This window comes from Roseomonas sp. BN140053, assembly GCF_047690175.1.
GTDB lineage: Bacteria > Pseudomonadota > Alphaproteobacteria > Acetobacterales > Acetobacteraceae > Roseomonas.
The window spans coordinates 52,399-78,802 of the sequence record NZ_JBLLEB010000018.1; the positions used below are offsets into that span (position 1 = coordinate 52,399).

Below are 26,404 nucleotides of genomic sequence, written 5' to 3' on the forward strand. Positions count from 1 at the left end.
GCACTAAGCCGCCCGACAGCCCTTGTCCAGATTTCATACCGAGCATTATAGTAATGGTCGTTATGTTAACCCGGCCGGACAGTCGGCTGCCCGCGGGCGGCACCCCGGCCATTGCAGCGAAAGGGCTCCCATGCCGAACACCTTGCAGGGCAAGACCGTCCTGATCACCGGCGGCTCGCGCGGCCTCGGCGCCGCCACGGCGGCGGCCTTCGCCGCGCACGGGGCGGACGTGGCGATCAGCTACGCCGCCTCCGCCGACAAGGCCGAGGCGGTGGTGGCGACGCTGCGGGCCGCCGGCGCCCGCGCCATCGCGGTGCGCAGCGACCAGGCCGACCTGTCCTCCGCCAAGCCCCTGGTGGACGCGGTACTCGCCGAGTTCGGCAGGCTGGACATCCTGGTGAACAATGCCGGCATCGCGATCCAGGGGCAGACCGTGGACGACCCCGCGCTCGACGGCGAACGCTATAACCGCCAGTGGCAGGTCAACGTCCTCGGCACCATCGCCAACACGCGCGCCGCCGCGCCGCGGCTGAGCGACGGCGGGCGGATCATCTTCATCGGCTCGCTGCTCGGCTCCGCCGTGCCCTTCGCGGGGGTGGCCGACTACGCCGGCACCAAATGGGCGCTGGCCGGCTACGCCAAGGGCATCGCGCGCGACCTCGGCCCGCGCAACATCACGGTGAACGTGGTGCAGCCCGGCATCATGCCCACGGACATGGCCGCCGACGTGGCCGGCGAGCTGCCGAACCGCGACGCCATCCTGGACATGCACCCGATCCGCCGCATTGCGACGCTGGAGGAAGTGGCGGAAACCATCTGCTTCCTGGCCGGCCCGCATGCGGGCTACATCAGCGGCGAAACGGTCAACGTCGCCGGTGGCCTGGCGATCTGATCGCCGGAAAAACCGGGCAGAACCGCTGCGGTGGCAAGAGCCACCGGCAGCGGCAACCCGTGGGGAAGGGAGGGGGCCGCCGGCCCGTCCCCGGCCTCAGCCGAGGAGGTCGTGGACGATGCGGCGGATCTCGTCGTTCGTCAGCTTGGACGGCTCGGGATCGCGCGGCACGACGGCGGTGTTGGAGGACGGCGCGGCGATCCGCGCGCGGGTGGCCGGATGGCCGGTGTGGATACTGTCTCGCATGGTGTTGTCCTTGCGCCGCGGCGTTCCCGGGGAACGCCGGCCGGCAACCTTCAACCTGATGTTGAAGCGATGTTGGGGTGAAAAAGCGGCCGCGCGAAGGCGCGTGAAAGCCGCGAGGCCGAATGTCCCGAAAGGGTCATGGAAGCGCCGCGTGGCGCATCGTTCCGGCCAACCCGCCCGGGGCGGGATGGAAAGCGCGGCATCGCGACGCGCCGGAGCCTTCGCCCCGGCACGTCGCGATGCCGAAAAACAGGGACGCCCCGAAGGCGCGCCCCGAATTCCTTACGCGCGACGCAGGTTGCTGGCCGAAACCTTGCCCTGCTGGCCCTTCTGGAGCTCGAACTCCAGCTTGTCGCCTTCCTGCAGGTCACCGATGCCGGAACGCTGGACGTCGGAGATGTGGACGAACACGTCCTTGCTCCCGTCCTCGGGCTGGATGAAGCCGAAGCCCTTGGTTGCGTTGAACCACTTAACAGTGCCGGTAGACATGATAGCCGCTCCGCTCCTAAGCGAAGAGAGGCCGCCACGCAGATATCACGGGGCGGATCAAGCTTCGGGGGAAAACGGACGCAGGCTCGGCGCTCACGAGGAGCTCAGAGAACAGGCCGAACCGACGAGTTGACCTGACCGATATGGGCGCAGCCTGCCCGCGATGCAACCATAATCGCCTGCCCGACGCGAAATGGCACGGATCGGCGCTACCAGCCGCCGCTGTCCAGCCATTCCGCCAGCAGCTCCATCTTCTCCAAACCGAAGAAGGGCTCGCCATCCACCAGGAAGAAGGGCGAGCCGAAGACGCCCTTGTTCAACGACGCGTCCACCGCCGCGCGCAGCAGCCGGTCGCCCTCGCCGCTGCCAATCGCGTCCAGCACCGCCGCGGCCTCGGCCCCCGCATCGCCGGCCACCGCCGCCACGATGGCGGGATCGCCGATGTCGCGGTCCTCGATCCAGTAGGCCTGCAGCAGCGCGCGCGCGACGCGCCTGGCCAGTTCCGGCGAGCGCGCGTCCAGCGCGTGAAAGGCACGCCCGGCGGGGATCGGGTTGGCGGGCGGCCGGTCCAGGTCGCGCCCGAGATACAGGCCGTGGCGACGCAGGTAGCGCCCGAGGTCGCGCCGGAGATACGGCCCCTTCAGCGGCGTCTTCGGCAAGGGCTGCATGCCCATCACCTTCAGCACGCTGACGCCCAGCAGCATGGACTGCCAGCGCGCCTCGCGGCCATGCGCCGCCGCCAGCGCGTCCACCCGCAGGCTGGCCAGGAAGCCGAAGGGCGAGATGAAGTCGAAGAAGAACTCGACCGGCGCGCGTTCGGTCATGCCGCCACCAGCTCGAAGGGCAGCCGAAACGCCGCGAGGCGCGCGCGCACCGTTTCAACCAGCGCCGCGTCGCCGCCCGACAGCGTGGCGCGGATCGCGGTGCTGCCGCCGTCGCGCGCCAGACCTTCCACCCGCAGCGTCACGCCCTCCGGCAACAGCGGCTGCAGCGCGTCGCGCAGCGTGTGCTCCGCGGCCAGGCGGCGCAGTTCCGGCTTCTGGATCTTGCCGGTGGCGGTCATGTCGAAACGGTCCACCAGCCAGACGCGCTTGGGCACGGCGGGACGTTCCGGCACGTGTTCCGCCGCCACCGCCAGCAGCGCCTCCGCCGAGCATTCCGCCCCCGGCCGCAGCTTGGCGAACACCACCGGCAGCTCGCCGGCATAAGGGTCGGGCTGCGCCACCGCGGCGCAAAGCTCCACCGCCGGGTGGCGCAGGATCGCCTCCTCGATCGCGGCGGGGTCGATGTTGTGGCCGCTGCGGATGATGACGTCCTTCGCCCGGCCGGTGATGAACACCCGCCCGTCGGGGCCGAGGTGCCCCATGTCGCCCGTCACCAGCCAGCCGCCGGGCAGGTAATCCTCGGCGGTGCGGCGCGGGTCGGTGTAGCCGGGGCTGACCTGCGGCCCGCGGATCGCCAGCACGCCGGTTTCGCCGGCGGGCAGGGGGCGCGACGGGTCGGGCTTGCCGCCGGGCAGGGCGGCCAGCACCTGCACCGCGCTGAAGGGCAGGGGCCAGCCGCAGGAATTCGGCACGCGCGGCGCGGCCAGCGGTTCCAGCGCCACCACGCCGCAAGCCTCGGTCATGCCCAGCAGCGCGCGCACCGGCACGCCGAAGCGCCGCTCGAAAGCCTCGGCCAGCTCCGCCGGCAGCGGCGAGCCGCCGGTGATCAGCACGCGGGCGGAGGAAATGTCCTCGCCCGCCAGCGCGCCGTTCAGCAGCGTGGTCAGGAAGGTCGGCCCGCCTGTCAGGATGGAGACGCGGTGCTTCTCCACCACGCGCCAATGGTTCCGCACGAAATCCTGGTTGCGCATCCCCAGCCGCGACGGGATCAGCACGCAGGCCCCCGCCGCGAGTTCCGCCAGGCCGTGGCAAAAGGCGCCGGCGACGTGGAACAGCGGGAAGCCGTTCAGCACCACGTCCTCCGGCGCGAAACCGTGCGCCATGCCCAGCAGCCAGCTCGCCTGCACCTCGTTGCCGTGGGTGTGCTGCACCAGCTTGGGCGCGCCGGTGGTGCCGCCGGTGTGGAAGAAGGCCGCGATATCATCCGCCGCGACCTCGCGCGCGAAGCGCGGCGTGTCCGGCTGCGCGGCCAGCAGCGCGTCGAAATCCAGCGCGCCCGGCTGCGTGTCGCCGCCCAGCTGCACCACGCGCAGTTCCGGCAACTCGGCTTGGATCGCTGCCACTTTGTCCCAGATCGGCAGCGCCGGGTCCGGCCCCAGCGCCACCAGCACCTTGGCCCCCACCGCGCGCAGCAGCGTCGCGATATGCGCCGCGCCCAGCAGCGGATTGATCGGGCAGACCCGGCCCGCCAGCTGCGCGCCCAGCAGCGTCACGAAGGTGTCGGGCAGGGTGGGTAGCAGGAAGCCGACGCTGTCCGCCTCGCCCACGCCGAGTTCGCGCAACGCATTGGCGCAGCGCTGCACCCGCGCCAGCAACTCGCGATAAGGCAGCCGCTGCGGCACGTCGTCGGGACGGCCATTCGGCAGCAGCACGATCGCGTCGCGCTCCGGCCACAGCGCGGCGGAACGGCGCAGCAGAGCGATCGTGCTGCGCACCGGCACGACGGCGTCCTGGCCGAGCCGTTCCAGCGCGGCGATCCCCTCCGGCCCGTCGAAGCGCGGCCGCGCGGCGGCGTCGGCGTTCGGCACGCCTCAGTTCACCTCCGCGCCGGAAGCCCGCACGATCGGCCCCCAGCGCTCCACCTCCGCCGCGACGTAGCCGCGCAGCGCGTCATAGGGTCGCGGGTCCGGGAACAGGAACAGCGCCTCGATCCGCTTGCGCCCTTCTTCCGAGCGCACGACTTCCACCGTTTCGCGCGACAGCCGCTCGGCGACCGGCTCCGGCAATCCGGCCGGCGCCACCAGCCCGAGCCAGGCCGCATCCTCCATGCCGGGAAAGCCCAGTTCCTTGAAGGTCGGCACATCCGGGATGGCCGGCAGCCGCGTGGCCGGCGTCACCGCCAGCGCCCGCAGGTCGCCGTTCTGCAGGAAGCCCAGCGCCGCCGCGAGGTGGCAGAAGGTCGCCTGGATGCGCCCGGCCAGCAGGTCGGTCAGCGCCGGCGTCACGCCGCGATACGGCACGTGCACCGCCTCGATCCCCTGCGCCTGGGTGAGAATGGAGAACAGCAGGTGGTGCGGCGTGCCCGCCCCCGCCGAGCCGTAGACCAGCGAGCCCGGCTTCGCCTTGGCCCCCGCCACGAAGGCGGCGAGGTCCTGCGGCCCGTCCTTGCGCACCAGCAGCGCGAAGGGCGAGGTGGACACGGTGCAGACCAGGGTGAAGTCCTTCACCGGGTCGTAGGCCAGCCGCGGATACAGCGCCGGCGCCACCGCCAGGCTGGTGGAACCGCCGAACATCAGCGTGTAGCCGTCGGGGGCCGCGCGCTTCAGCGTTTGCGCCGCCAGCGTGGTGCCGGCGCCGGGCTGGTTCTCGATCACCATCGGCTGCCGCAGCCGCGGCTGCAGCATCTCGCCCAGCGAGCGCGCGATCACGTCCGGCCCGTCGCCCGGCGGATAGGGCACCAGCAGCCGGATCGGCCGGTCGGGAAAGCCCTGCGCCCGCGCCAGCCGCGGCGCGGCGAGACCGGCGGCCAAGGCCACCCCGCCGGACAACAGGGCGCGGCGGGACGCAGAGGGGGCAGGGGGAGACGGCATGGTTTCCTCGCTGGCTTCGTGTGTTCTGTTTGGTCGGCATGACGCGGCGTATCAGGGAGCCTGTCAAGCAGTTCCGCGCCGCCCGGCCATGCGTCCGGGCGCGCTTGTGCCGTCCCCGCCGCCGCTGGCAGATTGCGCCCCGGAACCATGCCGCCCGAAACCCTCGACCTCCTGCTGCCCGAGCTGGCGGCCACGGAACGGCTGGCCGCGCGCGTCGCCGCCCTGGCGCGGCCGGGCGACGCGATCCTGCTGCGCGGGCCGCTGGGCGCCGGCAAGTCCGCCTTTGCCCGCGCCTTTCTGCGCGCGGCGGCGGCGGACCCGGCGCTGGAAGTGCCCTCGCCGACCTTTACCCTGGTGCAGTCCTACCCGCTGCCCGGCGGCGTGGTGGCGCACCACTTCGACCTGTACCGGCTGAGCGGCCCGTCCGACCTCGACGAGTTGGGCTGGGACGAGGCGCGGGACGGGGTGGTGCTGGTGGAATGGCCGGAACGGCTGGGCGCCCTGGCCCCGCCGGACGCCCTGGAACTGGAGTTGCAGCCGCTGGACGAGCACCGCCGCGCCGCCCGGATGTCCGGCTGGCCGAACCGCCTCGCCGCCCTGGCCACCGGGGCCCCGGTGGCATGACGGGCACCGACGCCAACCTTGCCACCAGGCCACAGGCAGCATGACCGGCACCGACATCACCCTGGCCGCCGGAGCGCAGGCGCCATGACCGGCGCCGACGCCTTCCTGGCCGCCCACGGCTTCGCCGCCGCGGCGCGCGACCCGCTGCCGGGCGATGCCGGGCATCGCCGCTACACCCGGCTGCGCGGCGGCCCGGTGCCGGCGCTGCTGATGGACTGTTCCGCCGAGCCGGAGGTGGACCTGCACCCCTTCCTGTTCATCGCCCCGCACCTCGCCGCCGGCGGGCTGTCCGTGCCGGCGGTGCTGGCGCGCGACATGGCCGCCGGGCTGCTGTTGGTGGAGGACCTGGGCGAGCAGACCCATGCCGGGCTGCTGGATACCGGCGCCGACCCGGTGCCGCTCTACGCCGCGGCGGGGCAGGCCCTGGCCGCCCTGCACGCCGTTCCCCCGCCGCCCGGCCTGCCACACTGGAACGGCGCCGCCATGGCCCGCGCCGCAGCCGGCACCTTTCTGGACTGGTGGTGGCCCGCCGCCCTGGGCACCACCCCCGACGCCCGCGTCCGGGCAGCGTTCGAGGCCGCGGTGCGCGACACGGTGGCACCCCTGGAGGCCTCGCCCGGCCTGGTGCACCGTGACTTCTTCCCCGCCAACCTGACGCCCCTGCCGGATCGCCCCGGTGCCCGCGGCGTGGGCATCCTGGACTTCCAGGATGCGGCGCTCGGCCATCCCGCCTACGACCTCGTCAGCCTAGTGGAGGATGCCCGGCGCGACGTGTCGCCCGCCGCCCGCGCTGCCGCCCTGGCCGCCTATCGTGCCGCGGGGGGCGCCGCTGCGTCGGGCCGGCAGCCCGCCAGGACATCGGATGGGCATGCCGCCGGCGTGTCGGCCGAGCAGCCCGCGGCTGATCCGGGACTGGACGCCGCCATGGCCGCGCTCGGCGCCGTGCGTCACCTGCGGGTGGCGGCGCTCTGGGTGCGGCTGCACCGGCGCGACGGCAAGCCGCGCTACCTCGCGCACGGGCCGCGCTGCTGGGCGCTGCTGGAACGCGCCTTGCAACATCCGGCCGCGGCGCCGCTGGCCGCCTTTCTCGACCAGCACATCCCCGCCGCCGTGCGGGGCAATCCGCCCGCGGAGGGGCTCGCCGCTTGATCGCGCTGCACACCGCCATGGTGCTGGCCGCCGGCCTGGGCACCCGCATGCGGCCCCTGACCGAGACCACCCCCAAGCCGCTGCTGCGCCTGAGCGGCCGCACGCTGCTGGACCACGCGCTGGACCGGCTGTCCGAGGCCGGGGTGTCGCGCGCCGTGGTCAACGCGCACCACCTGGCGTCGCAGGTGGTGGCCGCCTGCGCCGCCCGGGAACACCCGCGCTGCGAGCCCAGCCTGGAGGACGCGCTGCTGGAAACCGGCGGCGGCGTGCTGCACGCCCTGCCGCTGCTGGGCGACGCCCCCTTCGCCGTGGTCAACGGCGATGCCTTCTGGCTGAACGGCCCGACCCCGGCGCTGCGCCGCCTCGCCGCCGCCTTCGACGCCGAGGCCATGGACGGGCTGCTGCTGCTGGCCCGCACCGCCACGGTGGAGGGTGAGGTCGGCCGCGGCGACTTCCTGCTCGACCCGCTGGGCCGGATGCGCCGCCCGCGCGAGCGCGAGGTCGCGCCCTACACCTTCACCGGCGTGCAGATCCTGCACCCCCGTTTGTTCCAGGGCGCCCCCGCCGGCCCACATTCCCTCAACCGCGAATACGACCGCGCGATCGAGGCGGAGCGGCTCTTCGGCCTGGTGCATGACGGCGCCTGGTTCCACCTGTCCGTGCCCGGCGACCTGCAGCACACCGAGCGTCGGTTGGAAGAAGGGCTGGCGCGGCTGTTCTGAACACGACGGGAAAGGGCGCACAAAAAACGCCCTTCTCCTTTCAGAAATATCCAGGGAATTCGGGCAGGCACACCGGACGCATCGACCTGAACAAGGGAGCCTAGGAGGCGCCTTGCTCCAGGCTCTCGTCGCGTAGCGGCGAGCGGCCGGGAATGGCGCTGGAGGGCTTGGCCCGTCCCTTCAACATCAGGGCGGGCTTCTCGATAACAAACCAGGACACCATCGCGAGGCAGAGAGCGACTGCCGTGGCCAGTGCCGTCAATGTCAGGACGGATATCTCCTTGCCCAGGACATGCACGATGAGCTGCTGAACCGGAAAAGAATAGAGGTAGAGCCCGTAGGAGAAATCGTACTCGTTCAGCCACGCCATTCGCGTCATTGAAAAGGCGAGTGCCACGACGAAGGCCGGCCAGGACACTAGGTAAATCAAGGAAAAGGCGGACCGCTCCCACTGTCCCACGAAGAACGCGCCGATGACGCACAGGGCGGCAAAGGCGACCACTTTCGCCCACGGAAGTGCAAACCGTCGGTGAAGGCAGGCCAGCAGCGAACCGCTCAGGAACAAACAGCCGAAACGGTTGAAATTGTACAGCTCCACGCCGAGCAGGTACTGATACCTTGGAAATGCGTCGTTGAAATACACCGTTAGCGAAATGGCCAGAAGGACCAATATCCCGCGCCAGTTGAGTGCCCCGCACCATGCAATCAGAAGCAATAACACGTAGCAGGATGCTTCATGCGCCAATGTCCACAACGAACCATTCACGACTGACACTGGATTGTCCGTGAATGCGCCTGGGAGATAAGGCCACCACGAATACATAGTTGCATTCAGCAGATAGCTGTAAGTGCCGGACGCTTTCCAGTATTCCTGCGAGGTCGTCACCGCTGGTCCGAGGGCAAAAACGGTCAGGGCGACCACCACCGCCAGCGCCGGAAGAATGCGCAAGGCACGGTTGCGCAGAAACACCATGGCCGTTGGCTGCCGCAGGAGCGAAACGGCGATCAGGAATCCGCTCAGGCCGAAAAACGCATCGACGCCCAAGCCACTGAAGGGGATCAGGCCTGTCAACTTCACGAACGGTTCTGCCGGGCTCCCCAGCAATACGTAGCTATGGGTGAGCAAGACCAGGAAAGCCGCGGCCAGACGGAGGACGGTGAACCCGTTATCGCGATGCATTACCACTCATCCGTAGGCGGCGAGCGGCAACCATAATGGTGCCTGCGGCTAATCCTCAAGGCCGGCAGGCCGGCCTCCGTCAGCCATGCTGATGGGCGGGCGTCGCTCCTGAGAGTTTGCGAAACGGGTCCCGCGCAGGCCCCCGCCCGTTTCTACCAACCTCGCCGGCACCGTCATCGGCCTCCGTCAGGTCAGGCGATCTCCCCGGAGCTCCCAGCCCCTCGCGGGGTATCCGGAGGGCAGCGCCCTTCGGCCCAGGCCTGATCACCCAAGACCCCGTGCTTCGCCGCGCGAGCCGTGTCATACAAGCGCAACCCGCCATGAACCTCTTCGAGATTCCCGCGCACCTGCCGTTCCTGGACGCGCTGGCCCAGGGCGTCGTGCGCCGTGCCGCGACGCTGGAAGACCCGGCCGCGCTGGCGCGCACCACCATCCTGCTGCCCACGCGACGCGCCGCGCGCTCGCTGCGCGAAAGCTTCCTGCGCGCCTCGGGGCAGGGGGCGCTGCTGCTGCCGCGCCTCCGCCCGCTCGCTGGCCTGTCCGTGGAGGATGCGGAGGAGCTGTCGCTGCCGGCGCTGATGGACCTGCCGCCCGCGGTGGACCCGGCCCGGCGGCTCGCGGTGCTGACGGCCATGGTGCTGCGCCTGCCGCCGCATTTCGGCGGCCCGTCGCATCCCGACCAGGCCTGGCGCCTGGCGGTGGAACTGGCGACCCTGCTGGACGAGATGGCGCTGGAGGGCTGCGACCCCACCGATCTGCCCGGCCTGGTGCCGGAAGGCCTCGCCCAGCACTGGGAAGTCACGCACCGCTTCCTGGCCGGCGTGGTGGAAGCCTGGAACGGCTGGCTGGACGAGCAGGGGCTGATGGATATCGGCCCGCGCCGCATCGCCGCGATCCGCGCCCAGACCGAAGCCTGGGCGAAGACCCCGCCGGCCGATCTCGTGGTCGCGGCCGGCATCGGCGTCGGCGGCACCATTCCCGCCGCGGCCGAGCTGCTGCGCGTGCTGGCCGGCTGCCGCAACGGCGCCGTGGTGCTGCACGGCGCCGGTGAGGCGCTGCCCAACGACCTGTGGGAAGCCCTGCACGGCAGCCACACCCACCCGATGGGCGGGCAGATCCGCCTGCTGCAGCTGATGCGCGCCACCGCCGCCGACCTGCAGCCCTGGCCCTGCGACCGGCCCGCCGACCCCGCGGGCGAGGCACGCGGCGCCCTGCTGGCCCGTGCCCTGCGCCCGGCCGAGGGCATCGACTGCTGGCAGGACAAGGAACCCGCCCGCTGGGCCCCGGCGCTGGAAGGGCTGTCCGTCCTCAACGCCCCGGACGAGACGGCCGAGGCCGCCGCCGTGGCCCTGCTGCTGCGCGAAGCCCTGGAAACCCCCGGGGCGCGGGCCGCGCTGGTGACGCCCGACCGCGACCTCGCCCGCCGGGTCTGCGTGGAACTAGCCCGGCACGGCGTGCTGGCCGACGACTCCGCCGGCCAGCCGCTGGGCCAGACCCCGGCCGGCTCCTTCCTGCGCCTGCTCGCCCGCATGGTGGCGGAAGACTTCGCCCCCGTGCCGACCCTGGCCTGCCTGAAGCACCCGCTCTGCGCCGCCGGCCGCAACCGCGCTGACTGGATGCGCGCCGTGCGCGAGCTGGAAAAATATGTCCTGCGCGGCCCGCGCCCGGCCGGCGGCCTGCCCGGCCTCCGCGCCGCCGCGGCCGCCGCCTTTGCCGAGCCGATCGACCAGCCCGAGGCCGAGCCGGAACACCGCCGCACCACCCGGCTGGAGCGCCGCCGCCGCGCCGCCACGCTGCTGGAAGCCCTGCAAGGCGCGCTGGGCCGCTTCGACGCGCTGCCCGACCAGCCCCGCCCGCCCGCCGACATGCTGGCCGACCACCTCGCCGCCGCCGAAGCGCTGGCCGGCACCGACGCGGAGAATGGCGGCTTGCGCCTGTATTCCGGCGAGGAAGGCGAACCCTTGGCCGTCCACCTCGCCTCGCTCGGCCCGGCGATGGACTGCCTGACGCCCGTGTCCGCCGCCGCCTGGCCGGCGCTGTTCGACGCGCTGCTGGAAGGCCCGCTGGCGCCGGGCGTGCGCAACATGCGCGGCCGGGTCGGCGGCTCGCACCCGCGGGTGCAGGTGCTGGGTCTACTGGAAGCGCGGCTGCAATCCTTTGACCGCGTGGTGCTGGGCGCGCTGGAGGAAAGCGTCTGGCCGATCGCCACCGATCCCGGCGCCTGGATGAGCCGCCCGATGCGCCGCCAGTTCGGCCTGCCCGAGCCGGAAGCCCGCATCGGCCGCGTCGCCGCCGACTTCGTGCTCAGCGCGCTCAGCGCCCCGCAGGCCATCCTCAGCCGCGCCCGCAAGCGCGGCGGCAGCCCCACCGTGGCGGCGCGCTGGCTGACGCGCATCGAAACCTTCCTGTCCGGCCAGGCCGAGGGCATGACGGTGGCCGCTTCCCCCGCCATCGGCTGGGCGGCGGCGCTGGATGCCCCGGCGCGCGTGGTGCCCTGCGACCGCCCGCGCCCGGCGCCGCCCGTGCACCTGCGGCCACGGCGCCTGACCGTCACCGACGTTTGGGACCTCAAGGCCGACCCCTACGCCTGGTACGGCAAGCGCATGCTGAACCTGCGCGCGCTGGAGGAACTCGACGCCGAAGCCAGCGGCGCCGATTACGGCTCCATCGTGCACGACGCCGTGGCGGCCTGGACCCGCCGCGCCGCGGCCGAACCGGGCGGCTTCAGCTCCGCCAAGGCCGCCGAATGGTTCGCCGCCGCGGCCGAGGACGCGCTGCGCCGCCACGCCCCGCGCCCGGGGCTGGTGGCCTTCTGGCGCCCGCGCCTCGCCCGCATCGGCGAGTTCCTGCTGGAAACCGAACGCGGGCGCACCCACGTCGCGGCCCGCCACCCCGAACTCTCCGGCGCGGTGGAACTACGCTGCGGCGTCAGGCTGGAAGGACGGGCGGACCGGGTGGACGTGTTGCGCGACGGCAGCCTGGCGATCCTGGACTTCAAGACCGGCGAGCCGCCCTCCAACAAGGCGATGCAGAACGGCTCGGCGCCGCAAATGCCGCTGGAAGCCGCCATCGCCCGCCGCGGCGGCTTTCCCGGCATCACCGCGGACGAGGTGTCGGCGCTGGAACACTGGCGCCTCGCCGGCGGCTACGAGTCCGGCAAGGTGCACGCCTTCCGTCCCGACAAGGACGCCGATATCGGCTGGGTGGCCGACGACGCGCTGCGCAGCGTGGACGCCCTGGCCGAGAGCTTCCTGCTGTCCTCGCGCCCCTTCCTGGCCCGCCCGCATCCCGGCCGCGCCCCGCGCGGCTCCGACTACGACCACCTGTCGCGGCTGCGCGAATGGGGCGGCGCCGAGGAAGGGGTGGACGGTTGAACGTCCCCACCAGCGCGCGGCAGCGCGCCGAGTACGCCCAGCGCCTCGCCTCCGACCCCGGCCTGTCGGCCTGGGTGGGCGCCTCGGCCGGGTCGGGCAAGACCAAGGTCCTCACCGACCGCGTCCTCCGCCTGCTGCTGCGCGAGGGCGCCGAGCCAGGCCGCATCCTCTGCCTGACCTTCACCAAGGCCGCGTCGGCCGAGATGGCGACGCGCCTGGCACGACGCCTCGGCGAATGGGCGGTGGCGGAGGAGCGCATCCTGCGCGAGCGCATCGAGGCGCTGACCGGCAACCCGCCCACCACCCGCGAAGTGGCCGACGCGCGGAAACTGTTCTGCCGCGTGCTGGAACAGCCCGGCGGCATGCGCATCGCCACCATCCACGCCTTCTGCCAGTCGCTGCTGCGAAGCTTCCCGCTGGAAGCCGGCCTGCCGCCGCAGTTCGCCCTGCTGGAAGAAGCGGATTCCCTGTCCCTGCTCAGCGAAGCGCGCGAAGCCGCGCTGTCGGGCGGCCGCGTGCCGCCGGAAAGCCTCGCCACCCTGGCGCGCCTCGTATCCGCCGACAGCATCGCCGGCGCCCTGCGCGAGATGGCCAAGCAGCGCGAACGGCTGAACCCACTGCTGGAAGCCCCCGGCGGCACGATCGCCATGGCCGACGCGCTGCGCGACGCGCTGGGTCTGCCCGACGGCGAGCGCGCGGAGGACCTGCCCGCGCTGCTGTGCCAGCCCGGCGACGCCGTGCTGGACGCGGCGCGGTCGCTGCTGGAACACAAGAACAAGACCCAGCGCGACCTCGGCACGCGCATGCTGGACTTCCTCGGCCGCGACGCCGCCGAACGCCTCGCGCGCGCGGAAGAATGGTGGGGCTGCCTGCACACCGAGAAGGGCGAGCTGCGCAAGGCGCTGGAAGCCGTGGACGCCCTCGCCGCGGAGTCCGCGCGGCTGGCCAAGCTGCGCGAGCGCGAGAACGCGCACCGCCTGCTCGGCGCCACGCACGCGCTGCTCACCGCCACCAAGCCGGTGCTGGCCGACTACGCCGCGCGCAAGCGCCGCCAGGGCGCGCTGGACTTCGACGACCTGATCCACCGCGCCCAGGCGCTGCTGAAGGACCCCGGCTCCGCCTGGGTGCTGTTCAAGCTCGACGGCGGCCTCGACCACATCCTGCTGGACGAGGCGCAGGACACCAACCCGGCGCAGTGGGGCATCGCCGAAGCCCTGGCGGAAGAATTCTTCGCCGGCTCCGGCACGCGCGAGGCCGGGCAGCGCTCGCTCTTCGTGGTGGGCGACGAGAAGCAGTCGATCTACGGCTTCCAGGGCGCCGATGCCCGCGGCTTCGCCAAGTGGGAGAACAAGTTCCGCGCCCAGGTCGAACGCGGCGGCGCCGAGTTCCGCCCCGTGGCGCTGGACGTGTCCTTCCGCTCCTGCGCCCCCGTTCTGCAGCTGGTGGACGCGGTGTTCGCCGAGGGACCGGCCAAGGCGGGCGTGGTGCGCCCCGACGCGGAAGCGCTTAGGCACCTCGCTGATCGCGGCGGCCAAGCCGGCATGGTGGAAGTCTGGCCGCTGCTGGCCCGCGGCACCACGCCGGACCCGGAAGCCTGGGTGGTGCCGGAACAGCCGGTGCCCGCCCAGGACGCCGACGCGCAGCTGGCGGAAGCCCTGGCCGCCCGCATCGCCCACATGATCAAGCACGAAACCCTGCCGGCGCGCGGCGACCGCGCGATCCGCCCGGGCGACGTGCTGGTGCTGGTGCGCCGCCGCACGCGCCTGAGCGAGCTGCTGGTGCGCCACCTCAAGCGCCGCCGCGTGCCGGTGGGCGGCGTGGACCGCATCGCGCTGGTGGAACAGATCGTGGTGCAGGACGTGCTCGCGCTCTGCGACGTGCTGCTGCTGCCCGAGGACGACCTGCAACTCGCGGCGCTGCTGAAGTCGCCGCTGGTCGGGCTGGACGAGGAGCAACTCTTCGCCCTCTGCCACGAGCGCGAGGGCGCGCTGTGGCACGCGCTGATCAAGCACCGCGGCGGCGACTCCGCCTTCGGCCGCGCCGCCGACTGGGTGGCGTCGCTCGCCGACCGCGCCGACATCGTCACCCCGCACGCCCTGCTCAGCGAAGTTCTCGGCGAGGGCGGCGGCCGCGCCCGGCTGCTGGCCCGCCTGGGCGCCGAGGCCACCGACGCCATCGACGAGCTGCTCTCCGCCGCGCTGCGCCACGAGAACCGCCACCCGCCCTCCCTGCAGGGCTTCCTGCACTGGCTGCGCCGCGGCGGCGCCGAGGTGAAGCGCGAAGCGGAGAACGCCGGCGACGCCGTGCGCATCATGACCGCGCACGGCGCCAAGGGGCTGCAGGCCCCCGTCGTGATCCTGCCCGACGTCGGCAAGGGCGGCATGCGCTCCGCCCTGCTGTGGGAAGCCGCCCCCGCGGCGGCGCAGCCCAACCGCCCCGCCGTCCCTCTCTGGGCCCCGCGCAAGGAATTCCACGCCCCCGCCTGGAAGGAAGCCGAGCGCCGCCGCGCCGAGGCCGAGGCGGAGGAGGAGAACCGCCTCCTCTACGTCGCGCTCACCCGCGCCGAGGACCGGCTGCTGGTTTGCGGCCTGGAGCCCAAGGCCCGCGCCGCCAAGGACACCACCTGGCACGCGCTGGTGCGCCAGGGCATCGCCCGCTGCCCCGAGGCGGTGGAGGAGGAGTTCGACCCCACCAGCTTCGGTGCCGGCGAGGGCGTCAGCTTTCTGGGCTCCCTCCTGCGCCTGCGCTCCGCCCAGACCGCCGAGCCCCGGCGCGACCCGCCAGCCGCCGCGCGCGGCGAAACCGCTGACCTGCCGGACTGGGCCACCCGCCCGGCGCCCCCCGAGGTATCGGAGGACCCGGTGGCGCCCTCCCGCCTCGCGGGCGAGGAAGCGCTGCCCTCCGCCGCCGCACCGCACGGGCAGGCCGACCCCTCCGGCCGCCGCTTCCGCCGCGGGCTGCTGATCCACGCCCTGCTGCAATACCTGCCCGACCACCCCGAGGAGAACTGGGACGCGGTGGGCCGCCGCCACCTCGCCCGCCCCGGCCACAACCTGACCGCCGCCGAGCAGGAAGCTACCCTGGCCGAGGTGCTGGGCGTCCTGCGCCACCCCGCCCTGGCCGACGCCTTCCGCCCCGGCAGCCTGGCCGAGGCACCGCTGGCCGCGAAGCTGGACGGCGTCACCGTGGCCGGGCAGGTGGACCGTCTCTGGGTCGGTCCGAACCGCGTGACGGTGGTGGACTACAAGACCAACCGACCGCCGCCCGACCGGGTGGAGGACGTGCCCCCCGTCTACCTGCGCCAGATGGCCGCGTATCGCCGCGTGCTGCACGCCGCCTGGCCGGGGCGCGAAGTTTGCTGCGCCCTGGTCTGGACCTGGTCCGGCCGGGTGATGGAACTGCCGCCCGCGCTGCTGGACGCGCATCCGCTGCGAGGCGGGTGAGGGGAAAAGGAAGGCCGGGGGAGTGAACTCCCCCGGACCCCCCTCCTTTTTTCGGGAGTCTGGGGCGCGCCCGGCCCCACCGGAACACCCGAAAACTCCCGAAAATAGAAGGGGGTCCGGGGGGATACTTCCCCCCGGCTTTCGGAGCTTCACTGGCCATGTGCCAGCTACCGCACCCCCCGACCACAGCCCGGCACTGCTTCGGGACAATGCGCGGCGTCCCGGCCGACAGGGCGGCTCACCCACCCGAAACAGGGCAGAAAACACCGAAAGTGGCAGGAATCGCCCAAAGTGGCAGAAAGCGCGGAATCGGACACATGCGCGTTCGGACTTGACCGGCAGCCCCCTGGAATTGTAGGATTATTTTCCAGAAACGGGCCGATCGGGGCAGCCTGCGGTAAGGAAGTAAGATGGTAAGGAAGTAAGGCGAACCGCCACCCCGAAAACCGGGGCGCGGGTCGTCGCCGCGCGTCAGGCCGCCAGCGCCGCCGCGGCCGCGCCGTTGCGAATCTGCACCAGGGTGAACAGCCCGGCGGGCGGGCAGGGCTGGATGGCCTCGACCTCGACCGTGCCGCGGTCCAGCAGGGCGTCCAGGGCGAAGTCGGGGTGCCAGCCCAGCACGCGGCTCAGCGGCGCCATGGCGCGCTCCACCCACCAGCGCGGCCCGGCCTCGGCGGCGAAGTGGTTCACGAACAGCAGGCGGCCGCCCGGGCGCACCACGCGGCTCATCTCGGCGAACAGGCGCTTGGCGTCCGGCACCACGGATGCGGTGAACATCGCCACCGCCAGGTCGAAGGAGTCGTCGCGAAAGGCCATGGACTCGGCGTCCATCTCCAGCAGCCCGTCCACATGCGCCAGGGATTCGCCGCGCACGCGCTCGGCCGCCTTGGCCAGCATCTCGCGCGACAGGTCGATGCCGGTGACGCGCAGGTCCCGCCGGTACAGCGGCAGGGCGAGGCCGGTGCCCACGCCCACCTCCAGCACCCGGGTCCCGGGCAGCCGGTTCACCGCCGCCACCGCCCGCTTGCGGCCGAAGGCGGACACGCCGCCGAACACGGTGTCGTAGACCCCGGCCCAGCGCCGATACGCATCCCGCACCGCCGAGGCATCCAGCGCCGCGCGCCGATGGTCCCCCAGGACATGACCCCCGGCGTTGTTCGCGCCCCGATCCCGTTCCAACGCCGACGACATCCTGGCCCCAACACCCGCTTCGAACGCCCTGCGCTAGACCACCGGAGGGCGGGGCGCAAGCGGCGCGCACCCGGCCGGGGGAGGGCGAGCGCGCCTCGGCCGGCCGGTGTGGGTTTCCGGCACGCGGCGCCGCGACCCGCGCGGGACCCCCGGAACGCGCCGGTTGCGGCCCCTCCGGGCGCCGTGGCCGGCGGTGCGGCGCGGTCCGCTCAGCCCGGTTCCGCCCGCCGCCGCGACGGCACGGCGACGATCAGCCCGCCCGCCACGATCACCGCCGCCCCCAGTAGGGTCCAGCGGTCCGGCTGGTCCCCGAACACCACCGCCGAGGCGAACACCGCCCCGATCAGCTGCCCGTAGGAGATCGGCGCCAGCAGGCTGGCCGGCGCCCGGGCATAGGCCTGCACCAGCAGCGCGTGCCCCGCACCCCCCAGCACCCCCGCCATCACCAGCACCACCCAGGTCCCGGGGGAGGGCGCGGTCCACACGAAAGGTTGCGCGAGCGCAGTCACCGCCGCAGCCGCCAAACCGGTGTGCAGGGCGGTGGTCAGCGGGTCGTCCACCGTGGCCAGCTTGCGCGTCAGCACCTGGTAGGTGCCGAACAGCACGGCCATCCCGAGCGGCAGGATCATCGCCCAGTGCGGCGGCTCGGCCCCCGTCAGGAAAGGCGGGCGCAGGGCGATCATCACCCCCGCGAAGCCCACCCCCACCCCGATCCAGCGCCGCGGCCCGACCTTTTCCCGCAGCCACAGGGCCGCCAGCACCACCACGAAGAGCGGCGAGGCGAAGCCCACGGCGGTGGCATCAGCCAGCGAGACGTAGATCAGCGCGGTGGTGAACAGCAGGCTGCCCGAGGCCAGCAGCAGGCTGCGCACCGCCTGCAGCCCCGGCGCGCGGCTGCGCCAGGGGATACGCCCGGTGGCCACGCGCAGCGCCAGCGCCACCACGATCGAGTGGATCAGGAAGCGCATGAACATCAGCTGCGGCACGGCGTGATACTGCGCGAGCCACTTGGTGCAGGCATCGAGGCCGACGAAGAGCGTGAGTGCCCCGAGCTGGAACAGCACGCCGGCGAGAAGCGGGGGCATGCGGCCCAGCATGCCCCAGACCGGCCGTCCCGTCAGGCCGCCGCCTTCGGGACCCCCGGCAAACGCCGCACCGGCCCAGCCCGGCGCCCCCGGAAACTCAGTTGCGCGGCGCGGGGCCGTCCGGGGCCGGTGGGGCGGTGTTCTCCGTCCGCGGCAGCGGGATGTTGGCCGTGGTGTCCGGCGCCGTGTTGGTGCGATTGCCCCCGGTGTCGACGCGCGGCAGGCCGCTGGTCAGGTCGGCCGGGTTCACCGCCGGCGGCTGCGCCTGCGTGGTCGGCGGATGCGGCTCGGGCCGGCCCTGGGCCGGGCCGCTGCCCTGGGCCCGCGCGGTGGCGGGAATGCCGAGCAGCGAGCACACCAGTGCCAGCCGGATAGGATGCATGGGGTTCACGGTCGGGCCAACGCCGTCCTTCCCGCGAGGTTTCTCCCCGCCCGCGGACCTCTCGCGCCGTCCGCCCCCACCCGCGGCCCGCGGCCGGTTCCCGCCCGGCCCGGACCGCTTGCCTGGCCCGGCCGCCGCCATCCTCCGGCCGCGCGTCCCGCCGGGTGCCCGGCCGCGCCGCGGGTTGACGGTTCCGGGTTCCGCCGGAACCCTGGCCCGCCACCCCCGGGAGCGTTCCGCCCTGCGCCGCACCGTTTCGCCGCTGGCCCTGCCTTCCGCCCTTTCGCGACCGCTGCCGGCCCCGCCTTGCGGTCCCCCGCGACCGGCCCGGTTTCCCGGCCTGCCGCGGCCCCGGAAACCCCGGCCGGCCCCGCTTCCCGTCCCGCAGCCCCCGCGGCCGTCCCGGTGACCCGCACCGTGCTGGTGGGCGCCGGCGGCCACGCCGCCGCGCTGATCGAGACCATCCGCGCCGCCGGACTGCTGGAACTCGCCGGTTGCCTCGACCACAGCGCGCGGGCTCCCGTGCTGGGCGTCCCCGTGCTGGGCGGGGAGGACCGGCTGGACACCCTGCGCGCCGAGGGCATCGAGGCCGTGGTGGTGGCGATCGGCGACAACGCCGCCCGGCTGCGCTGGCTGGAACGGGCGGCGGCGCTGGGCTTCGGCCGGCCGGCCGTGGCGCATCCCTCCGCGGTGCTGTCGCCTTCCGCGGTGCTCGGCCCCGGCAGCGTGGTGCTGCCCCGCGTGGTGCTGGGCGCCCGCACCCGGGTGGGGGAAGGCGTCATCCTCAACACCGGCTGCATCGTGGAGCACGACGCGGCCGTGGGACGCGGCGCCCACATCGCCTGCGCCGCGGTGCTGGGGGGCGGCGCCCAGGTGGGGGAGGCGGCGCTGGTCGGCCTGGGCGCGGTGCTGCGGCCGCTGGTGCGGGTGGGACGCTGGGCCGTGGTGGCGGCCGGCGCCGCCGTGGTGTCGGAGGTGCCGGACGGCGCGGTAGCGGCCGGCGTCCCCGCCCGGGTGCGGCCGGCCGGCATCGCCTGAACCCCAGGCCCGGGCCGCGCACCCGGGCAGGGCTGCTGCGCGGCGCGGGTCCTTGTTCCCTGCCGCATCGCAGCAAATCTAGGGGGCGATGTTCCTGCTCCGCACCCTCGCCCTGCTGTTCGTGCTGTTCTTCCTGCTGCCCCTGGCCGTTTCGGCCGTGCTGTACCGGATCTCCGGCCGCGGCGCGGGCTGGCAAACGGCGGACCGTTCCTCGGTGGGCGTCCTGCCGCCGGCCGGCCTGGAGCCGCGGGCGGTGGTACGGATCTTCGCCGCCCCCACCGTGCGCTGGCGCGGCGTCTTCGCCACCCATTGCTGGATCGTGTTCAAGCCGGCCGGCGCCCGCGCCTACACGCGCTACGACTACACCGCCTGGGGCGACCCGATCCGCCTGAACGGCTTCGAGCCGGATGGCCGCTGGTTCGGCCAGGCGCCGCAGATCGTCTTCGCCGCCGACGGCGAGGACGCGGCACCCCTGGTGCCCAAGATGCAGGCCGCCATCAACAACTACGCTTGGCGCAACCAGGGCGACTACCGTGCCTGGCCCGGCCCCAACTCCAACACCTTCGTCGCGGCGGTGATGGACGCGGTGCCGGAAATCCGCACCGCCCTGCCGCCCACCGCCATCGGCAAGGACTACCCCTATGACGGCCGTTGGCTGCGCCCGACCCCTTCCGGCACCGGGCTGCGGCTGTCGCTGGGCGGCTATGCCGGCCTGACCCTGGGCTGGGTGGAGGGGGTGGAGGTCAACATCCTCGGCGCCGTGGCCGGGCTGGACCTGCGCCGTCCCGCGATCAAGCTGCCCGGGCTGGGCCGCCTCGGCTTCGCGGGGCCCGACGGCCCCGCCGCCCCGGGACCGGCCGGCTCCGCCACCCCGGCCTGACGCCGGGCTGGCGCCCCGGCCCAGGATGGCGTCCGCCGGCCGTTTGCGATTGATTGCCGCGCGACGAGCCAGGCCGGCCCGGATTCCGGTGCGGCCGGTTCGGGGGAGAACCAGCATGAGCGACCCGGCGGACCTGGAACGCATCATCGAGGCGCAGGCCGATACGCTGAAGGCCATGCGGCGCGCGATGCAGAACTTGGCCGAGCTGACCAACGACGTGATGATCCTGCGCGCCGCGCTGGTTTCCGCCCTGAGCGTGTCGCCCGAAGCGCGCGACGCCGTGCTGGCCCGGCTGAGCGGCGGCCCGGAAACCCTGTTCCAGCCCGGCGAAGCGCTCGACCGCCGCTACGGCGCCATGCTGCAGGGCCGGATGGCGGAGCTGGCCGATAGCATCCGGCACGGCGCCGATGGCGCGCCGACCGCCGCACCGTCGCCGGTCGCCCCCATCCCGGACGTGCCCGACGCCTGAACCCGCCGCCCTCCGGGCCCGGTGGCCAGCCGCCGCGCAGCCGGCCTGAGGCCCCGGCCGCGGCAGGGCCTGCCATGCCCGGCCGTTGCGATCCCCGCCATCCCCGCGCTGACATCCTGGGGAGCGCGGTGCCAGGAGGGCCCGCGCTGCGTTCGTCCCAGGACGAGCAACGACATGGGAGGAAACCGCGGCATGACCGATGCCCCGAGGCCGCCGCGTCCGCCGGCCGAGTTCATCGACGACCCGCACGCCCCCAAGCTCTACGCCACGGGGGTGTCGGGCCTTTGGCTGCATGCCGGCACCGTCCACCTGACGCTGGAAGTCGGCCGCGTGGCGCATGACGCGACCCCCGGCCGGCGGCAGCGGGTGGTGGTGGGCACGGTGGTGATGCCGGTGGCGGCGGCGCAGACCCTGGCGGTGGGGCTGTTCGACTTCCTGCGCAGCCACGGCGTCACGGCGGCGCTGCCCCCCGCGGCGGGGCCGGCGGCGCCGCCCACCAGCGATCGGATGCAGTAGCGGCGGTGGCCGAGCCCCGTCAGCGCGGCGCTTCGGTTCCCGCCCCGTCCGGTGCCGTGGCGCGGCTGTCCAGGCCCTTGTCCCCGCGGGTTTTGCGGGACAGCGCCTGCTGTTCCTCCATCGCCTGCAGGCTGCGCTTGCTGGCCAGGATTTCCTGGCGCGTGCGCTGCACCACCCGCGACCAGGACGGTTCGCAGGGATTCTCGTCCTGCCGCAACTCCTCCAGGATCATCAACTGCCGCTGGAGCCGCCGTTCCAGTTCGGCAAGGTGATGCTGCGCCCGCGTCAGGGCGGTTCCGCCGTCGATCATGATCGAGAAACCGGGAGAGCGCGGCGAAGTCGCAGCACCCGAAGAAGTATTTCTGCCTCGCGCCACGCGTGTTTTCACAAACGAAACAAATCGGGCGGAACGACATCCGTCAAGCCTTCCGGATCGTCCCGCCGCTGCCGGCCTGCGCTCAGCCCAGCAGCGCCCGGGCCTGCTCGGCATCGGCGGCAATGGCGGCCTTGAGCTCCTCCAGCCCGGCAAAGGTGGCATCCGGGCGTTGGAAGTGTTCCAGCCGGACGCCGACCTCCTGGCCGTAGAGGTCGCCGGACCAGTCGAACAGGTGGACCTCCAGCCGGGTCTGCGGGTCGCCCCCCAGGGTCGGGCGGCGGCCGATATTGGCCACGCCCCGGGCCACTGCGCCGTCGGGCAGGGCCACCGTGGCGGCGTAGACGCCGCGCGCCGGTTCCAGGTGGCGGCCCAGCCACAGGTTGGCGGTGGGCCAGCCCAGCACGCGGCCGAGCTTGTCGCCATGCACCACCTCGCCGCGGATTTCCCAGGGCCGGCCGAGGTCGCGCGCGGCGCGCTCGGGGTAGCCATCCTGCAGGGCGCGGCGGATGCGGGTGGAGGACAGCACGCCCTCGGTATCCGTCACCAGCGGCACCACGCTGACGCCGATGCCGCGCCGCGCGGCTTCCCGCGCCAGCAAGGCCGTGTCGCCGCCGCGGCGGTGGCCGAAGGCGAAGTCGGCGCCGCAGGCCAGGTGCCGGGCGCCCAGGCCGCGATGCAGGACCTCCTCCACGAAGCGCTCCGCGGTCATCGCCGCCAGTTCCGCGTCGAAGGGGAGGGCGAACACGGCGTCGCAGCCGGCCTGCGCCAGCAGCGCCCGCTTGCTCGGCAGCAGCGTCAGGCGGAAGGGCGGGTCGTCGGGGCGGAAGTATTCCCGCGGATGCGGCTCGAAGGTCAGCGCCGCCAGCGGCAGGTCGGGGCGCGCCGCGCGGGCGGCGGCCAGCACGGCGTGGTGACCGCGATGCACCCCGTCCAGGTTGCCCAGCGCCACCGTGGCGCCGCGCAGCGCTGCCGGCACCTCGCGCCAGCCCTGCGCCAGCACGCCCGCGCCGGGCGGCCGCAGGCCTGCCCCGGGCGGCCCCAGGTCTGCCCCGGGCGGCCCCAGGTCTGCCGCGGACGGCTGCGAGCCTGCCTCGGGCAGCTGCGGGCCTGCCCCGGCCGGGCGGGACCGGTCTGGCGCTTCCCCGGCGGTCACGCCTGGGCCGGCGTTTCGATCCACTTCGCCACCGGCGGCGGGCGGAAGCTGGCCAGCATGTCCAGCGCCTGGTCGGCGGTTTCCGCCCGCATCGCCAGCAGCCGGTGCTCGGGCTTCAGGAAGGCGGCGTCCTGCATGGCGTCCAGCGTGGACAGCATGCCGCCCCAGTAGCCTTCCACGTCCAGGAACACGGTGCCCTTGTTGTGCAGCCCCAGCTGCGACCAGGTCAGCACCTCGAAGGCTTCCTCCAGCGTGCCGAAGCCGCCGGGCAGCACCACGAAGCCGTCCGACAGCTCCGCCATCATCGCCTTGCGCTCGTGCATGGAACGGACGACGTGCAGCCGCGTCACCGAGCCGTGGCCCAGCTCGCGCTCCATCAGCGCATCGGGGATCACCCCGTCCACCTCCGAGCCGGCACCCAGGGCGGCATCGGCCACCACGCCCATCAGCCCCACCTTGCCGCCGCCATACACCAAGCCCAGGCCGCGGGCAGCGATGGCCGTGCCCAGCGCGCGGGCGGCTTCGGCGAAGACGGGACGGGCGCCAGGGTTGGCGCCGCAGAAAACGCAGACTCGTTGCATGGGCATCAGTCCGATGTCGTGTGGCGGGCAGGACCGCGAAAGGGGAACAGGGCGACCTTCTCCATCGCGCGCCCGCGGCGCCGGGGCAACCCGTCCCCGCCCGGCGCAGGGCGTCCCGCGCCGGGGTGTGAGCACGCTGGGAGCGGGAACGGGCCGCGCCCGCCGTGGACAAGCGGCACGGGCCGCGCCACACCCGCGGGCCTCATTCCCGGCGAAGCGAGGAGCCCCCATTGGCCGTGACCGAGATCGGCAGCAGCGAGCGCCTGCTGGAGGAGCTGCGCTCCTGGGTGGAGGAGGAAACCCCCACCACCGACGCCGCCGCGGTGAACCGGCTGGTCGGCCGCGCCGAGAACGGGCTGCGCGAGGCCGGCGCCACCCCCGAGCGCATCCCCGGCCGCGACGGCTACGGCGACAACCTGATCGTCCGCACCCCTGGGGAGGGCGCCCCGATCCTGGTGTCCGTGCACCTCGACACGGTGTGGGATCACGGCACCCTGGCCGGGCCGATGCCGTACCGCGTCGAGGGCGACAAGGCCTTCGGCCCCGGCATCTACGACATGAAGGCGGGCTCCTTCCTGGCATTCCACGCGGTGCGCGAGATCCTGCGGCAGAAGGTCCCGACCCGCCGCCCGATCACCCTGCTGCTGACCCCGGACGAGGAGGTCGGCTCCCCCACCTCCCGCGCGGTGATTGAGCGCGAGGCGCGCGGCGCCGCGGCGGTGCTGATCCCCGAGCCCGCCGGCGGCGCGCAGGGCGCCTGCGTCACCGCGCGCAAGGGCGTCGGCCGCTTCGACGTGAAGATCCAGGGCGTTTCGGCCCATTCGGGCGGCAACTGGAGCGAGGGCCGCTCCGCCGTGGTGGCGCTGGCGCGGCTGATCGAGCGGGTGCACGGCATGGTGGACCTCGTGCGCGGCGTGACCACCAACGTCGCCCCGGTCTGGGGCGGCACCCGTCCCAACGTGATCCCGCCCGAAGCCGGCTGCGAGATCGACCTGCGCGTGGACAGCATCCCCGACGGCGAAGCCATGGAGCGCGAGATCCTGGCCCTGGCCGGCGAGGCGGACGGCATCCGCATCAGCGTTTCCGGCGGCATGAACCGCCCGCCCATGGTGGAGTCCCCCGAGAACCTCCGCCTCTACGAGGCGGCGCGCGAGCTGGCGCGGGCGGAAGGCTACGAGCTGCCCAAGCAGCACCGCGGCGGGGGCTCGGACGGCAACTTCACCGCGGCGCTGGGCATCCCCACGCTGGACGGGCTGGGCTGCACCGGCGCCGGCGCGCATGCTCCCCACGAGCACATCCTGTGGCGCGACCTGGCGCCGCGCGGGCGCGTGCTGGCGGGGCTGCTGGAAACCCTCTGAAGACACCCCCCTGGCCGACGCTGTTCGGCGGCTGGGCCGCCAAGATGGGCGCGGCGGTGTTCTGCAGCCTCGCCCTGGGCGGTTACCTGCATTTCCTGGAATGAGCGCCGCGGGCGGCACGGACGCACCCGATCGCGGACCTGTTCGGTAAGCTGACCTGCCGCCACCGCTACGAGGACCTGTTGCGGCACTCCGGCATCGACGAGCTGACCGGCGCAATGAACCGCGGCCGCTTCCAAACGTTGGGCGAGGAGATTCACTCAGGCGCGGGCCACCGGGCGGGAGTTCAGTCTCGTCATGATCGACGTGGACCACTTCAAGGGCATCAACGACCGCTACGGCCACCTCACCGGCGACGACGTGCTGCGCAGCGTGTCCCAGGCCCTGCTGCGTTCGGTGCCTGCCGATGCCCACCTGTACCAGGCCAAGCGGCTGGGGCGGAACCGGGCGGTCGGCCATGCCCATGCCTGAGCGCCGCCACGTCCCGGGATCGCCACCGCAACGGGCCAGCGGATCATGAACCGCCGCGGCCTGCTGCTCGCCGGCCCGGCGCTGCTGGCCGCCCCCCTTCGTGCCGAGACCGCGCTGCCGCCCGGCCGCCCGCCCGACTACGTCGAGCGCACCCTGTCCGAGGTCCCGAATGCCGCGGCCATCGGCCGGCGCTACTGGGCGCCCGCGCTGAACGCCGGCTACGTCCCGCAGGGCCTCTGCGTGCTGGGCGGGCAGGTGCTGGTGGCAGCCTATCGCAGCCGGCTGCGCGAGCGAAACACCGGCCCGTCGCGCGTGTTCCGCCTCGACCGCGAGGGCGGCGCGGTGCTGGGCAGCTTTCCCCTGCCGCCCGAGTTCGGCCATCCCGGCGGCCTCGACACCGATGGCCGCATGCTGTTCGTCGCCGACAGCGGCCGGCTGCTGGCGCTAGACGCCACCCGGCTGGAAGAATGGCGCAGCCCGCCGATCCTGGCGCATCGCCGCGTCGACCCGGCCCTGGGCCCCAGCTTCCTGGGCTGCGACGGGGCTTCCCTGTGGTTCGGTGCCCATCGGCGGGATGGCGCGCCGCGCTTGGTATCGGTGCCGGTGTCGCGGATCATGGACGGGCGGGACGATACGATCGGCGCGGCGGATGCGCGGTACGACCTGCCCTTGCCGCTGCACGCCCAGGGCGCCGCGGTGGACCGCGAGGGGCGGCTCTGGGTCAGCGCCAGCAGCGGCAACCAGATGGGCCGGCTGTTCCGCCTCGACCCGCGCAGCGGCGCGATCCTGGGCGACCACGCCATGCCCGGGGGCATCGAGGATATCGGCGGCGCGCCGGACGGCATGCTCTGGGCGGTCAGCGAGGCCGGCTCGGAGCGCTGGAGCAGCTGGAACACCTTCTTTCCCCTGGTGTTCGAGATCGACCCGGCTAAGCTGCGCTGAACGCCGCACCGCAGGACCCGCCGTGGCCCGGTCCGCCGGGCACGCAGGCGCGCGGGGCGGCGACGTGCCTGCACGGACCGCACCGGCAGCGAGGCCGGAACATTCGGCGGTCGGCCCTGGCCCGCCCACCCCCGCCGGGAGTAACCTGT

Annotated in this window: 24 protein-coding genes and 1 pseudogene; 13 read left to right on the forward strand and 12 right to left on the reverse strand. The window is 73.5% G+C overall.

The window, feature by feature from the left end; translation table 11 throughout:
- Positions 1-130 precede the first annotated feature (130 nt).
- Positions 131-892 (forward strand): SDR family NAD(P)-dependent oxidoreductase, encoded by a 762-nt coding sequence (locus ACLIBK_RS16285; protein ID WP_415388336.1) that lies wholly within the window; start codon positions 131-133, stop codon positions 890-892.
- A 96-nt stretch (positions 893-988) separates the two neighbouring features.
- Here ACLIBK_RS16285 and ACLIBK_RS16290 read toward each other — a convergent pair whose 3' ends face one another.
- The 5 genes from ACLIBK_RS16290 to ACLIBK_RS16310 form a co-directional block, all read right to left on the reverse strand.
- Entirely contained in the window at positions 989-1,138 is a 150-nt protein-coding gene (locus ACLIBK_RS16290; protein WP_415388337.1) for a hypothetical protein, read from the reverse strand.
- Positions 1,139-1,420: 282 nt separating this feature from the next.
- Positions 1,421-1,627, reverse strand: coding sequence for a cold-shock protein (locus ACLIBK_RS16295; protein ID WP_415388338.1), 207 nt, complete (start codon positions 1,625-1,627; stop codon positions 1,421-1,423).
- A gap of 209 nt (positions 1,628-1,836) precedes the next feature.
- Entirely contained in the window at positions 1,837-2,451 is a 615-nt protein-coding gene (locus ACLIBK_RS16300; protein ID WP_415388339.1) for a 2-hydroxychromene-2-carboxylate isomerase, read from the reverse strand.
- On the reverse strand, positions 2,448-4,319 hold the full coding sequence (locus ACLIBK_RS16305) for an AMP-binding protein (RefSeq protein ID WP_415388340.1): 1,872 nt from the start codon (positions 4,317-4,319) through the stop codon (positions 2,448-2,450). The genes ACLIBK_RS16300 and ACLIBK_RS16305 overlap by 4 nt, the downstream gene beginning before the upstream one ends.
- Before the next feature lie 3 nt (positions 4,320-4,322).
- Positions 4,323-5,321 (reverse strand): Bug family tripartite tricarboxylate transporter substrate binding protein, encoded by a 999-nt coding sequence (locus tag ACLIBK_RS16310; RefSeq protein WP_415388341.1) that lies wholly within the window; start codon positions 5,319-5,321, stop codon positions 4,323-4,325.
- A 147-nt stretch (positions 5,322-5,468) separates the two neighbouring features.
- On the opposite strand from ACLIBK_RS16310, the gene tsaE reads away from it, so the two are divergent.
- The 3 genes from tsaE to ACLIBK_RS16325 all read left to right on the forward strand — a co-directional run bounded on the left by tsaE (position 5,469) and on the right by ACLIBK_RS16325 (position 7,816).
- Complete coding sequence (gene tsaE / locus ACLIBK_RS16315; RefSeq protein ID WP_415388342.1) at positions 5,469-5,945, forward strand: tRNA (adenosine(37)-N6)-threonylcarbamoyltransferase complex ATPase subunit type 1 TsaE; 477 nt, start codon at positions 5,469-5,471, stop codon at positions 5,943-5,945.
- An 84-nt stretch (positions 5,946-6,029) separates the two neighbouring features.
- A complete protein-coding gene (locus tag ACLIBK_RS16320; RefSeq protein WP_415388343.1) occupies positions 6,030-7,094 on the forward strand; it encodes an aminoglycoside phosphotransferase family protein in 1,065 nt (354 codons plus the stop codon).
- On the forward strand, positions 7,091-7,816 hold the full coding sequence (locus tag ACLIBK_RS16325; RefSeq protein ID WP_415388344.1) for a nucleotidyltransferase family protein: 726 nt from the start codon (positions 7,091-7,093) through the stop codon (positions 7,814-7,816). Before ACLIBK_RS16320 ends, ACLIBK_RS16325 begins: the two co-directional genes overlap by 4 nt.
- Before the next feature lie 100 nt (positions 7,817-7,916).
- On the opposite strand, the gene ACLIBK_RS16330 is transcribed toward ACLIBK_RS16325, so the two are convergent.
- The gene (locus ACLIBK_RS16330; protein WP_415388345.1) at positions 7,917-8,996 is read right to left on the reverse strand and encodes an acyltransferase family protein; all 1,080 of its coding nucleotides are present in this window, start codon (positions 8,994-8,996) and stop codon (positions 7,917-7,919) included.
- A 320-nt stretch (positions 8,997-9,316) separates the two neighbouring features.
- Between ACLIBK_RS16330 and addB the strand changes: the two genes are divergently transcribed.
- Positions 9,317-12,370: a double-strand break repair protein AddB gene (gene addB / locus ACLIBK_RS16335; protein ID WP_415388346.1), complete on the forward strand. Its 3,054-nt coding sequence runs from the start codon at positions 9,317-9,319 to the stop codon at positions 12,368-12,370.
- Positions 12,367-15,813, forward strand: coding sequence for a double-strand break repair helicase AddA (addA, locus tag ACLIBK_RS16340; protein ID WP_415388347.1), 3,447 nt, complete (start codon positions 12,367-12,369; stop codon positions 15,811-15,813). Before addB ends, addA begins: the two co-directional genes overlap by 4 nt.
- 471 nt (positions 15,814-16,284) lie before the next feature.
- Here addA and ACLIBK_RS16345 read toward each other — a convergent pair whose 3' ends face one another.
- The 3 genes from ACLIBK_RS16345 to ACLIBK_RS16355 form a co-directional block, all read right to left on the reverse strand.
- Positions 16,285-16,992 (reverse strand): class I SAM-dependent methyltransferase, encoded by a 708-nt coding sequence (locus ACLIBK_RS16345; RefSeq protein ID WP_415388348.1) that lies wholly within the window; start codon positions 16,990-16,992, stop codon positions 16,285-16,287.
- 221 nt (positions 16,993-17,213) lie between these two features.
- On the reverse strand, positions 17,214-18,089 hold the full coding sequence (locus ACLIBK_RS16350; RefSeq protein WP_415388349.1) for a DMT family transporter: 876 nt from the start codon (positions 18,087-18,089) through the stop codon (positions 17,214-17,216).
- A 97-nt stretch (positions 18,090-18,186) separates the two neighbouring features.
- Positions 18,187-18,480, reverse strand: a complete 294-nt coding sequence (locus ACLIBK_RS16355; RefSeq protein WP_415388350.1) for a hypothetical protein — start codon at positions 18,478-18,480, stop codon at positions 18,187-18,189.
- Between the two features lie 396 nt (positions 18,481-18,876).
- On the opposite strand from ACLIBK_RS16355, the gene ACLIBK_RS16360 reads away from it, so the two are divergent.
- The 4 genes from ACLIBK_RS16360 to ACLIBK_RS16375 all read left to right on the forward strand — a co-directional run bounded on the left by ACLIBK_RS16360 (position 18,877) and on the right by ACLIBK_RS16375 (position 21,374).
- A complete protein-coding gene (locus tag ACLIBK_RS16360; RefSeq protein ID WP_415388351.1) occupies positions 18,877-19,509 on the forward strand; it encodes a NeuD/PglB/VioB family sugar acetyltransferase in 633 nt (210 codons plus the stop codon).
- Positions 19,510-19,597: 88 nt separating this feature from the next.
- Positions 19,598-20,389, forward strand: coding sequence for a DUF3750 domain-containing protein (locus ACLIBK_RS16365; RefSeq protein ID WP_415388352.1), 792 nt, complete (start codon positions 19,598-19,600; stop codon positions 20,387-20,389).
- Between the two features lie 115 nt (positions 20,390-20,504).
- On the forward strand, positions 20,505-20,858 hold the full coding sequence (locus ACLIBK_RS16370) for a hypothetical protein (RefSeq protein WP_415388353.1): 354 nt from the start codon (positions 20,505-20,507) through the stop codon (positions 20,856-20,858).
- A gap of 192 nt (positions 20,859-21,050) precedes the next feature.
- The gene (locus ACLIBK_RS16375; RefSeq protein ID WP_415388354.1) at positions 21,051-21,374 is read left to right on the forward strand and encodes a hypothetical protein; all 324 of its coding nucleotides are present in this window, start codon (positions 21,051-21,053) and stop codon (positions 21,372-21,374) included.
- A 19-nt stretch (positions 21,375-21,393) separates the two neighbouring features.
- On the opposite strand, the gene ACLIBK_RS16380 is transcribed toward ACLIBK_RS16375, so the two are convergent.
- The 3 genes from ACLIBK_RS16380 to ACLIBK_RS16390 all read right to left on the reverse strand — a co-directional run bounded on the left by ACLIBK_RS16380 (position 21,394) and on the right by ACLIBK_RS16390 (position 23,490).
- Positions 21,394-21,684 (reverse strand): hypothetical protein, encoded by a 291-nt coding sequence (locus ACLIBK_RS16380; protein ID WP_415388355.1) that lies wholly within the window; start codon positions 21,682-21,684, stop codon positions 21,394-21,396.
- Positions 21,685-21,832: 148 nt separating this feature from the next.
- Positions 21,833-22,750 carry a bifunctional riboflavin kinase/FAD synthetase gene (locus ACLIBK_RS16385; RefSeq protein WP_415388356.1) on the reverse strand — a complete coding sequence of 306 codons (918 nt, stop codon included), beginning with the start codon at positions 22,748-22,750 and terminating at the stop codon, positions 21,833-21,835.
- 149 nt (positions 22,751-22,899) lie between these two features.
- Complete coding sequence (locus tag ACLIBK_RS16390; protein ID WP_415388357.1) at positions 22,900-23,490, reverse strand: TIGR00730 family Rossman fold protein; 591 nt, start codon at positions 23,488-23,490, stop codon at positions 22,900-22,902.
- Positions 23,491-23,720: 230 nt separating this feature from the next.
- Here ACLIBK_RS16390 and ACLIBK_RS16395 point away from each other — a divergent pair, with 230 nt between their 5' ends.
- From ACLIBK_RS16395 to ACLIBK_RS16405, 3 genes and pseudogenes are all read left to right on the forward strand, one after another.
- Positions 23,721-24,842, forward strand: coding sequence for a M20 family metallopeptidase (locus tag ACLIBK_RS16395; protein WP_415388358.1), 1,122 nt, complete (start codon positions 23,721-23,723; stop codon positions 24,840-24,842).
- Between the two features lie 252 nt (positions 24,843-25,094).
- Positions 25,095-25,313: pseudogene (locus tag ACLIBK_RS16400) on the forward strand (diguanylate cyclase); the annotation flags it as partial.
- A 45-nt stretch (positions 25,314-25,358) separates the two neighbouring features.
- Positions 25,359-26,255: a hypothetical protein gene (locus ACLIBK_RS16405; RefSeq protein WP_415388359.1), complete on the forward strand. Its 897-nt coding sequence runs from the start codon at positions 25,359-25,361 to the stop codon at positions 26,253-26,255.
- Positions 26,256-26,404 lie beyond the last annotated feature (149 nt).